The organism is uncultured Boseongicola sp., from assembly GCF_937988555.1.
GTDB lineage: Bacteria > Pseudomonadota > Alphaproteobacteria > Rhodobacterales > Rhodobacteraceae > Boseongicola.
In genome coordinates, this window is the sequence record NZ_CALJXO010000221.1 from 46,043 (window position 1) to 57,048 (window position 11,006).

The 11,006-nt window shown below is 57.7% G+C and carries 9 protein-coding genes; 3 read left to right on the forward strand and 6 right to left on the reverse strand.

The annotated features are described in order from the left end of the window. Positions 1 to 149: 149 nt before the first annotated feature. The 4 genes from Q1B15_RS13510 to Q1B15_RS13525 form a co-directional block, all read right to left on the reverse strand. Positions 150 to 1,511 (reverse strand): S41 family peptidase, encoded by a 1,362-nt coding sequence (locus Q1B15_RS13510; RefSeq protein WP_299754393.1) that lies wholly within the window; start codon positions 1,509 to 1,511, stop codon positions 150 to 152. A gap of 9 nt (positions 1,512 to 1,520) precedes the next feature. Further along, positions 1,521 to 2,624 carry a peptidoglycan DD-metalloendopeptidase family protein gene (locus tag Q1B15_RS13515; protein ID WP_299754395.1) on the reverse strand — a complete coding sequence of 368 codons (1,104 nt, stop codon included), beginning with the start codon at positions 2,622 to 2,624 and terminating at the stop codon, positions 1,521 to 1,523. After that, positions 2,621 to 4,141 (reverse strand): 2,3-bisphosphoglycerate-independent phosphoglycerate mutase, encoded by a 1,521-nt coding sequence (gene gpmI, locus Q1B15_RS13520; protein WP_299754397.1) that lies wholly within the window; start codon positions 4,139 to 4,141, stop codon positions 2,621 to 2,623. The genes Q1B15_RS13515 and gpmI overlap by 4 nt, the downstream gene beginning before the upstream one ends. A gap of 93 nt (positions 4,142 to 4,234) precedes the next feature. After that, complete coding sequence (locus Q1B15_RS13525; RefSeq protein ID WP_299754398.1) at positions 4,235 to 5,239, reverse strand: ligase-associated DNA damage response exonuclease; 1,005 nt, start codon at positions 5,237 to 5,239, stop codon at positions 4,235 to 4,237. A gap of 229 nt (positions 5,240 to 5,468) precedes the next feature. Here Q1B15_RS13525 and Q1B15_RS13530 point away from each other — a divergent pair, with 229 nt between their 5' ends. Genes Q1B15_RS13530 through Q1B15_RS13540 form a run of 3 tightly spaced genes read left to right on the forward strand, consistent with a single transcriptional unit; the run spans position 5,469 to position 8,568 of the window. Then, positions 5,469 to 6,800, forward strand: coding sequence for a circularly permuted type 2 ATP-grasp protein (locus tag Q1B15_RS13530; RefSeq protein WP_299754414.1), 1,332 nt, complete (start codon positions 5,469 to 5,471; stop codon positions 6,798 to 6,800). Beyond that, the gene (locus Q1B15_RS13535) at positions 6,797 to 7,759 is read left to right on the forward strand and encodes an alpha-E domain-containing protein (RefSeq protein WP_299754399.1); all 963 of its coding nucleotides are present in this window, start codon (positions 6,797 to 6,799) and stop codon (positions 7,757 to 7,759) included. Before Q1B15_RS13530 ends, Q1B15_RS13535 begins: the two co-directional genes overlap by 4 nt. Continuing rightward, on the forward strand, positions 7,759 to 8,568 hold the full coding sequence (locus Q1B15_RS13540) for a transglutaminase family protein (protein ID WP_299754401.1): 810 nt from the start codon (positions 7,759 to 7,761) through the stop codon (positions 8,566 to 8,568). Before Q1B15_RS13535 ends, Q1B15_RS13540 begins: the two co-directional genes overlap by 1 nt. Before the next feature lie 279 nt (positions 8,569 to 8,847). Here the strand turns inward: Q1B15_RS13540 and Q1B15_RS13545 are convergent, their stop codons facing one another. Both Q1B15_RS13545 and Q1B15_RS13550 read right to left on the reverse strand, forming a co-directional pair. Continuing rightward, positions 8,848 to 10,161, reverse strand: a complete 1,314-nt coding sequence (locus Q1B15_RS13545) for a pitrilysin family protein (protein ID WP_299754403.1) — start codon at positions 10,159 to 10,161, stop codon at positions 8,848 to 8,850. Further along, positions 10,158 to 11,006, reverse strand: an 849-nt coding sequence (locus Q1B15_RS13550) for an insulinase family protein (RefSeq protein WP_299754405.1), incomplete at its 5' end; no start/stop codon positions are given. The genes Q1B15_RS13550 and Q1B15_RS13545, both read right to left, overlap by 4 nt.

An 11,006-nucleotide genomic window follows, 5' to 3' on the forward strand; every position in this document is an offset into this window, starting at 1 on the left:
GGACCCTAACCGGGAACGTCCGTGGGAAACATTGCGGATTTTTGAACAGACGAGCTACGCAGATGAAGAGAGCGCATGGCTAAACGACCCTCAGAAACGAAAAACCGGCGAGGAAATCCTCGCCGGTTTAAACACTTAATCAGGGGTGACTAGTCGGCCTTTTGAGCCGCCAACGCAGCCGCATATTCGGGACCTAACGCAGAAATACCCTTAAGAATATCAATCGCATATGCGAGTTGATAATCCTCTTCACGCAGGTCCGCGGAAGCTTCTGCCTTGGCACGATCCGCTTCGATCAGGCGGCGCTCATCTTCGCTGAGGCTGTCGTTGTTAAGGCTACCACGCAGATCAGCCTCGGAGCGGGCGCCACGCTGCGGCGTCTCCTCTTCAGTTTCCTCGCGGCGCGGCGGCTGAGCCACGATGATATCCGGTGACACGCCCAACGCCTGGATCGAGCGACCCGACGGCGTGTAGTACCGTGCGGTGGTCAGGCGCATCGCGCCTTCGCCCCGAAGCGGCATCACGGTTTGCACCGAGCCCTTGCCGAAGCTTTTGGTGCCGACAACGATGGCGCGGCGATGGTCCTGCAAAGCGCCCGCAACGATTTCAGACGCCGATGCGGAGCCACCGTTGATCAAAACAACGATCGGTTTTCCTTGAGCAAGGTCGCCCTCTTCTGCATTGAAGCGGTCGCCATCTTGCGGATCGCGACCACGGGTCGACACGATCTCGCCCGCGTCAAGGAACGCGTCCGAAACACGCACCGCCTGATTGAGCAAACCGCCCGGGTTGTTACGCAGGTCAATAACGAAGCCGTTGACGTTGTCCAGGCCGCCAAGCTCTTCCACTTGTTCAGCAAGCTGGTCGCGCATCGACGGGAATGTCTGATCGCTGAAGGTCGTCAGGCGCAATACGACAGTGTCGCCAACTGTGCGCGAGCGCACCGCAGTCAAAGTGATGATATCGCGGATGATGGAGACATCGAAGGGTTCGCCTGCGCCCTCCCGCACCACTGTGATGATGATTTCACTGCCGACCGGGCCACGCATCAGGTCAACTGCCTGATCAAGACCAAGGCCCAGGACGCTTTCGCCATCCACGTGGGTGATGAAGTCACCCGCCTCGACACCGGCTTGATCAGCTGGCGTTCCGTCGATCGGAGAGACGACCTTCACAAAGCCCTCTTCTTGTGTGACCTCGATGCCAAGCCCACCAAATTCACCACGTGTTTGCACACGCATATCGGCGGCGTCATCTGGCGACAGATACGACGAATGCGGATCAAGGGATGTCAGCATGCCCCTGATCGCAGCTTCGATCAGGTCGCCCTCGTCTACTTCTTCGACATACTGCGCGCGGATCCGCTCGAATATATCACCGAACAGGTCCAATTGTTCGTAAACCGAGGCCTTTCGGTCGGCTTCTTGCGCCAACAACGGTCCGGCCACCTGCGTAGTCACAACGGCGCCAAGCATGATACCGGTGACGGACGCTAGAAAGAATCTTTTCATTACAGTTCCTTAATCTATCTGCCGATGAAACCGCGACCCGGGGTCGACGGCCTCCCGGCCCTGTCTTAGCTCAATATAAAGCGTTTCGCGGCCAGGTTGACCACTGCCTTGTTCGCTTTCGATCAATTTCTCTTGTTCACGTGCAAAATCGCCGCCCATAAGGCCAATTGGTTCGCCCAATGCCAGGATTTGACTGCGGGTCACAAACAGATCAGACGCGCCCGCCAAAATCAGCAATTCGCCTGCACGCGGCTCCAAAATCACGACCTTTCCGAAGTCCGGCAAAGCGCCCGCAAACCGAACCGTGGCCGCCACAGGCGTGGTGACGATTGCCGCTGCATTTGTCGCAATAATCCAACCGGGGCGCCGCACACCCACCGCGTCGGCCTCGTTAAAATCGCGCAGGACCCGGCCGACCACTGGCAAAGCCCAGCTTTCACCGGCAGCGTCCGGCCCCTGGGCTGCTGTCACAAAATTGTCGGCGAAGGCGGCGAGTGTCTCGGAGGAGTTTATCAACGCCTCCATCGCAGCATCATCGGTCGCAGCTGCTTGCGGCAGATCACTGCGATTTGAGACGGCCTCAGATAAAGCAAGCCGCGCCGCGCGAATGCCCGCCAAGCCATCTTCAAGCTGCGCTTGCCCCGCAAGTTGCAAGGCAACGATATCCTGTATGCCTTCTAGTTCGCGCGCGACTGATTGCGCCCTCGTATTAAGCGCCGGGACCAACTCGCTGGCCAGCATACCGGTGCGGATCGCCGGAAGCGGGCCGTCGGGGTGCAAGACTTGCGCCGCACCGCCGCTGCGTTCGATGCTTTGCAGCGCCGCCAAAAGCTGCATCAACTCGGCATCGCGCCCTTCCAAAGCGCTGCTGATTGCGCGTTCTTCATGGGCTGCAAGACGCAGACCTTCGCGCATGGCGGCAAGCCCACGCTCGTAAGCGCGCACCGTGACCGTCAAAGCCGCAATCCGATTGCCTGCGCCGTCTGCCTCGGACAAAGCCAAAGCTGCCTCCTGCAGAAAATCAGACGCTTCGCGCGCCAAATCCGCAGCGGAGTCCTGCGCCGAAACCGCCGGAGCGAAGGCCAGTGACAGGCAAAGCAGAAGATGCTTCATCGCGTGATCAAGCTTTGCCCGGTCATTTCAGGCGGTGCGTTCAACCCGAGAAGATCAAGAAGCGTCGGCGCAAGATCCGCAAGTCGTCCGTCCATCAGAGTGGCCCCATCCGGCGCGCCGATCACGGCAACCGGCACAAGATTGGTCGTATGCGCCGTGTGCGGACCGCCGGTTTCAGGATCGACCATGGTCTCACAATTCCCGTGATCAGCCGTCAGCACCATCGCGCCTCCCGCCGCCTCTAAGGCGACGATCACACGCGCAAGCCCCTGATCAACGGCCTCGCAGGCCTTCATCGCGGCGGCCAGATCACCGGTGTGACCCACCATGTCCGGGTTGGCGTAGTTCACGATGATCAGATCATAGCCGTCCTCGATCGCCGCCACGAAATGCTCCGTCACTTCGACCGACGACATTTCAGGCTGTAAATCATAAGTCGCCACTTTGGGCGACTTCGGCATAAAACGATCCTCACCGGTCTCGGGTGTCTCTTTGCCGCCGTTCAGGAAAAACGTAACGTGCGGGTATTTTTCCGTTTCTGCTAAGCGGAACTGAGTTAATCCGTGCTTTGCAACCCATTCACCAAGCGTGTTGGCGATCTTCTTTTTGGGGAAAGCGGCGGTCATGAACGCGTTATGCGCCTGCGAGTAATCCACCATTCCCAGAAGGGCCGCCAATTTCGGACGCTCGCCGACGTCAAAATTCGAGAACACAGGCGCCCCTATCGCGCTCAAAATTTCGCGCGCACGATCCGCACGAAAATTGACAAAAAATACGCCGTCGCCGTCCTTCATCCCTTGGTAACCATTAGCGATATAGGGCTCGATGAATTCATCGGACTGACCAAGCTCATACCGCTTAGCAATGGCCTCGACCGCATCAGCCACGGGATCAGCTTTGCCTAGCACCATGGCACGATAGGCTTTCTCAACCCTGTCCCAGCGATTGTCGCGATCAAGCGCGAAATACCGCCCGGAAACTGAAACGATTTTGACGCCCTCCGGCAATGCTTGCGCCAAAGCAGCGACCTGATCGTGCGCTGATTGCGGCGGCACGTCGCGGCCGTCTGTAATTGCGTGAACCACAACACTCACACCGCGATCGGTCAGCACCTTTGCTGCCGCGACGATGTGGGTCTGATGGGCATGTACACCACCCGGTGATGCCAGCCCGATAATATGTGCCGTGCCACCGCTGCCCTGTAGTTTTTTGGCAAAAGCGCCAATGGCTTCGTTGTCGAAGAACGATCCGTCTTCAATCGCCAGATCGATCTGCCCCAAATCCATCGCAACGACGCGGCCTGCACCGATGTTGGTGTGACCCACTTCGGAATTACCCATCTGCCCTGTCGGCAAACCAACGTCAGGCCCATGGGTGATCAAAGTCGCATTCGGGCAGGTCGCCATAATCCGATCAAACGTCGGCGTATTTGCAAGAACCGGCGCGTTTGCTTCGCGGTCCGCGCGGAGCCCCCAGCCGTCCAAAATGCACAGAACCACAGGTTTCGGGATGCTCATCTCATGCCTTTCAGGTTGGGATTTTCGCGGACCATATAGAAAGCGTGGCCCGAGGAAAACCACCGCCAAAAGAAGTTAGCTTCGCACGGTCCGTCAAAGATCGTCCTCGCTGTCTGCGCCAAATTCGGTTTCGACGATCCCGGCGTCATATCCTTGGTCCTCCAGCCAACGCCGGAACGCCGACGTATAGCCGTGGGTCACAAACACGCGCTCGGCGCCGGTAGCTTTGATTGCCATGTTCAAACCGTCCCAATCCGCATGATCCGACAGCACAAAGCCCCGATCCGCCGAGCGGCGACGCCGCACACCTCGCAGCGCCATCCAGCCACTTGCAAATGCCGTGGATGTCGGGCGGAATTTACCGGCCCAGGCGCTTGCCATGGCTGAAGGCACGGCCAGAACAAACGCCCCCGGATAATTTGCGGGCTTCAGATCGGGCGTCACACGGATGGACGCGGGCAGTCTTATGCCTTGTGCACGCAGGACTTCATTTGTGTTTTCAATCGCCCCATGCGTCAGGATCGGGCCAATCGAAGGATCGAGGCTTGCAAGGATGCGCTGTGCCTTGCCCAGCGCATAGGCCCCGCAGATCGAGAACCGACCCGACGCCGCGTTTGCAGCCCACCAGGAGTTCATATCGGCGGCCACCGATGACGGAGCGTCCCATTTGAAGACCGGCAAACCGAACGTACATTCGCTGATGAACGTGTGACAGCGCACCGGCTCGAAAGGCTCGCTGACACCATCGTCCACGACTTTGTAGTCGCCCGAAACAACCCAGACCTCGCCGCCAACTTCAATGCGAATTTGTGCTGAACCCGGAACATGGCCGGCCGGATGGAAGCTGACTTTTGCATCGCCGATCTGCCGGCGCTCGCCATAGGAGATGGTCTCAAGCGCGATGTCACCAAGGCGATGCCGCATCACCGGGGCCGCGGCCTTGGTCGCCAGGTAACGCCCCATGCCGCCCCTTGCGTGGTCCGCATGTCCATGCGTAATCAACGCCCGGTCAACCGGCCGCCAAGGGTCAATATAAAAGCCCCCAGCCGGGCAAAAGACACCCTTCTTGGTGAACGTCAGAATTGGCGTTTTGCCCATACCTTTAATCTTAGCGTCCCAAAACTGCCCGAACAGCAGGCAATTGCATAAATCCAGACTTTACCTGCCGAAAGCCAGGCGCGCTTGCCCTTTGACTTTCCAGCCTCGGCGATCATAGTCAGCGAGAACAAGGGGAATAATGTTGAAAAAACCAAACTACTTCAATGAAATGGGCTCAGGCAATGCGATCCGCCCACCCTATGAGGGACTTGGTGCATGGGCGGCTGAGATGCCCGAGGAATTCCGCAACACCAAGCAATCCGAGGCCGAAGCCCTGTTCCGGCGCATCGGCATTACTTTTGCGGTCTACGGCGAAGGGGGCGACCCGGACCGGCTGATCCCTTTTGATATGTTCCCGCGCATTTTCGCCGCCCAAGAATGGCGCAAGCTGGAACGCGGCGTCAAACAGCGTGCGAAGGCGTTGAACGCTTTCCTTATGGATGTTTACGGGCGCGGTGAGATCGTAAAAGCCGGGATTATTCCGGGGCGTCTTGTCTATCAAAACGAGGCCTACGAGAAAGCAGTGGTTGGGATCAAGCCGCCGCGCGGTGTCTACAGTCATATCGTTGGCATCGACCTTGTACGGACCGGCCCCGACGAATTTTTCGTCCTTGAGGACAACTGTCGCACCCCGTCAGGTGTCTCTTATATGCTGGAGAATCGCGAGATCATGATGCGGATGTTCCCGCAATTGTTCCGCGAAAACCGGATTGCCCCTGTGGAGAGCTATCCGGCGCAACTGCGACGCACACTTGCCAGCGTCGCCCCCGCAAAATGCGATGGCGAGCCGACGGTTGCAATCCTGACGCCCGGCCATTTCAATTCGGCTTACTACGAGCACAGTTTTCTGGCTGACATGATGGGCGTGGCTTTAGTCGAGGGGCAGGATTTGTTCGTCAAAGGCGACTTCTGCTACATGCGCACGACGGAAGGCCCCAAGAAAGTTGACGTGATTTATCGCCGTATCGACGATGCCTACATTGACCCGCTTTGTTTTCGACCGGAATCAATGCTCGGCGTTCCAGGATTGATGAATGTCTATCGCTCGGGCGGTGTTGCCATCGCCAGTGCGCCGGGGGCCGGTGTCGCCGATGACAAGGCAATATATACCTTCGTACCCGAAATGATCCGCTTTTTTCTGGGCGAAGAACCGATCCTGAACAACGTCCCGACCTGGCAGTGCGGCAAGAAAGACGAGCTGAAATACGTGCTTGAGAATCTTGGCGAGCTGGTCGTGAAAGAGGTCCATGGATCGGGTGGGTACGGGATGTTGGTCGGGCCGCGCTCGACCAAGGAGCAGATCGAAGTGTTCCGCCTGAAAATCGAAGACAATCCCGGAAACTACATCGCCCAGCCCACACTCGCGCTGTCGACCTGTCCCACATTCGTCGAGGAAGGGATCGCACCGCGCCATGTCGATTTGCGGCCCTATTGCCTTGTCGGAGAGAACATAGAACTTGTACCGGGTGGCCTCACGCGGGTTGCGTTGACAGACGGCTCGCTGGTGGTGAACTCAAGTCAGGGTGGCGGCGTCAAAGACACCTGGGTGTTGGCCGAATGACCCTTCTTGCCCGCCACGCCGAGAACCTTTTTTGGATTGGGCGCCTTGTTGAGCGCGCCGAAACCGTCGCCCGTCTATTCGAAGTTGGCTCACGCAATGCGCTGATCCCAAACACTGCGGGCGGCTTTCGCAACGAGTGGGAATCTGTCCTGCGCGCCAGCGGCTCGGCCGGTACCTTCAAGGCCAAATACGGGGACGATATTCGAGAACGAAACGTGGAAAGCTTCCTATTTTTTGATTCCGATAATCCCTCGTCCGTCGCTTCGTGTATTGAACATGCTCGCGAAAACGCGCGCATTGTCCGCACCTCACTGACCAGCCAGACGTGGGACGCGCTGAACAACGCCAATCAAGAAATGCGCGAGTTGAAGCGGACAGAACGCTCGAAACTGTCGATGAGCGATCTGATTGATTGGACCTTGCGAACAGCCGCATTGATCCGCGGCACAATCGAAGACACGCAGCTTCGGATCGACGGTTACGATTTCCTGAATATCGGCACATACCTTGAACGCGCCGATAGCACCGCGCGCCTTTTGGATGTGAAATACTTTGTGCTTTTGCCACAGGTGGATTTCGTCGGGACCGAACTTGATAACTACCAGTGGCGGACGATTTTGCGGGCACTGTCCGCCCACCGGGCGTTCAGTTGGGCCTATGGCGGCGAGGTTACAGCGGCTAAAATTGCCGATTTCCTGATCCTTAACCGTAAGGCACCACGATCGCTGATCACCTGCGCCGAGGAGGCCTGTTGGCATCTGGACCGGCTTGCCCGCGCTTATGGGCAAACAACCGAAGCCCAAACCCAGGCCCGTCTTCTGGTGGCTAACATGAGCGAGATTACCGTCGATGATATCTTTGAAGAGGGGCTCCACGAGTTCTTGTCGCGGTCAATTGACGAGATCGCGGCTTTGGCGGCTGTCATTAGCGGCGTCTATCTAAGTGGGGAGGCCCGGTAATGCGCTTACAAGTAAACCACCGCACAAGCTACCGATTTGACCCGCCAAAGCGGGGTGTCGCGCAATCATTGCGGCTTTGGCCGTCTCTGTTTGACGGTCAGAAAATTCTGGATTGGAACGTGGATATCGAAGGCGCGGTACGTGGCGCAAGCTTCCGTGACGGCGCCGGTGATCTGATCGAAACCGCGACCTTCCTTGGCTCCGTCGAAAATGTCGTTGTCGAGGTCAGCGGAACGGTCGAAACGACAGATCTGTCTGGCGTCCTGCGCGGCCACTCCGAGAAAGTACCGCCTTTGGCGTACGTCAGGCGCGGGCCTTTCACCCACGCAAGCCCCGCAATACGCGACCTTGCCGAAGCCGCCGTAAAAGACGCCGGAAGCCCAATTGCCGAAGCGCATGCACTTGCCACAGCCGTCGGTGAAGCGATTGCCTATGTTCCGGGAGAAACCGACGAACGGACCACGGCCGCAGAAGCGCTGGAAGCAGGGCGTGGCGTTTGTCAGGATCACGCACATGCGCTTGTCGCAGCAGCCATAAGTCTGGAAATTCCCGCGCGCTATGTGACCGGATATCTTCACGCCGTAGGTGCCATCGCGGAAGCAAGCCACGCCTGGGCCGAGCTATATGTGCGGGATTTGGGCTGGGTTGGGTTTGATGCCTCGAACCGAGTTTGCCCCGACGAACGCTATATCCGGCTTGGGTCGGGCTTTGATGCGATCGATGCCGCGCCCATCCGAGGGGTGTCTCAAGGCTCGGGCGCAGAAGCGTTAAGTGTCGACGTGACAATCATTGATGCAGGTCAACAATAGGGTTTTTTATCAATCTGAGGGCTTTTTGCGGAGAACCTCATCTGAGGCGCGTCGCGCGATCCATAACATTCGGCGATGAGGTAATATTGCCACATTTTTAGGCGTGATGAAGAAAAATCACGCACAGCGTCCGCAGACTGTGTAGTCTCGTTTTGATAGGTATTGTGTCTTTACGAATTAGCAGATTCTTATTCCAGCCGCGCAGATTTACGACCGCGCAGCATATTAGTTCCTCCCTGACTGGATGGCCGTGCTTGCACGGCCCTTTTTTTCGTCCAATCAGTTCGTACTGTCCAATCCATCCGGCTTCCCTACAACGACAAACCGCAGGTTTTCGGGCTGAAATAGCCGGGCCGCCACACGCTTGACGTCATCCAGGGTCACAGCCTCGACCCGGTCGTTGCGGGTTGTGATGTAATCAGGCGTTAGCCCAATGGTCTGCATCCCCACAATGATCCGCGCAATCGGGCCGTTCCCATCGAAACGCAAGGGATACGCACCCGTCAGATAGGTTTTGGCCTCGGCCAGTTCTTCCTCGGTGACGCCTTCTTCGGCGATCCTGGCCCATTCAGCTTTCACGACATCAATCGCTTGCGCAACGCGGTCATTGGCAGAAGCAAACTGACCCAAAAGCATGTCGGCATTGTCGAAGTTCACAAGATACGACCCGACGCCATAAGTCAGACCTCGCTTTTCGCGCACTTCTTCCGAAAGCCGAGACTGGCGACCCGAGCCGCCGAAAATCTCATTGGCAACGAAGGCCGCAAAGAAGTCCGGGTCATCGCGCGGGATACCCGCATGGCCAAAAAACGCGACCGATTGCGGAGTTTCAAAAGGTACAATTGTCATGCCCCCGGTGATGTTAAGCTCCGCCGTCCCCGGCAATTCTGCACCCGTTTTAGGCAAGCCACCCAGCAAACTATCAAGCAACAGCCCAAGCTCTTCGGCCGAGATATCACCGGACGCGCCGACATAGATGCGGTCCCGCGCCAAAACAGCGCGATGTGCCGCAACAATGTCGTCTCGCGTCAGCGCAGCCACGCTTTCAAGGGTTCCGCTATTGTCGCTGCCGTAGGGATGATCGCCGTACACCATCGCGTCGAAGGTGTGGCTCGCAATCGAATTCGGATCCGTGGCGTCGGATCTGATGCCTGATAGAACCTGCGCACGCACGCGCTCAACCGCATCTTCATCAAAGCGCGGGTTGACCAATGCGTCGCGCAACAACTGAGAGGCTTCATCGCGGTTTTCGCTTAGCATTCGGACCGACACGCTCAAAGCATCGTCCTGGACGGAAAAATCAAAGCTTGCCGCCAATCCATCGCGGGCTTCCGCAAAGGCGGTGGCATCCATCTCGCCCGCGCCTTCTTCGATCAATCCGGTCATCAAGTTAATCACACCGCGTTTGCCTGTCGGATCAAGCGATGCACCGCCCAGGAACCGGATTTGCAGCGACACAAACGGGATCGAGTCCTCCTGTACCAGCCAGGCTTCAATGCCGCCGGGCGACGTAACTTCCTGAATTTCAACAGCCGCCTTCAAAGGGGCCGCCATAGCCATAGCCATCATCGTGGCAAAGACAACACGGATCATTGCATCAACTCCTCGGACCCTTCGGGCATCACCCAACCAGTGACAGCATTTCGGCGCTCAAAAATGGTGGCCGCGACGGCCATGATGTCATCGGCTGTCACTTCGCCAAGGATTTGCGGCCATGCCTCGATGTCTTCGATTGTCAGCCCACTGGTAAGCCCGCCACCATAGGTGCGTGCGAGAGACGACAGATTGTCCTGCCCGTAAATTTCTGACGCCCGGATTTGCATGCGGATGCGTTCGAGGTCTGCCATATCCACACCGGTCTCTAGAAAGGCATCCAAAGCCTTGTCCATCGCCGCTTCTGCATCGGCAAGACTGACACCCTCGCTTGGCACAACGATCAGACCAAACGTTGTTTCATCAAGCGAAAGTCCACTGTAAAACGCCGCCGAATAGATCGCGACCTGGCTTTCAAACTGAAGCTGCTCGGCGAAGAACGATGTCGTGCCCGACCCGCCCAACAACTCGGCCAGAAGCGTCAAAGCGGCCGCTTCTCCTTGCGCACCCGCATCCCGTTCGGGCGCAAGATATGTGCGGATTACATAAGCCTGACCGATGCGGGGATCCGCATAGGAGAGCCGGCGCTCAGCAAGCTGGGGAGGTTCGGTTACACGCTCACGTGGCTTCACATTCGGATTGGGTGGAATCACACCGTAGTATTGCTCGGCAAGACGACGCACTTCGTCCGGTTGCACATCGCCCGCAACCACAAGGATCGCGTTGTTGGGCCCATAATGCTGCTCATAAAACGAAACGGCGTCTTCCAGCGTCAGCGCCTCGGCTTCATGTTTCCAGCCAATGATCGGAATGCTATAGGGGTGGCTAAGGTACTGCGCGGCACG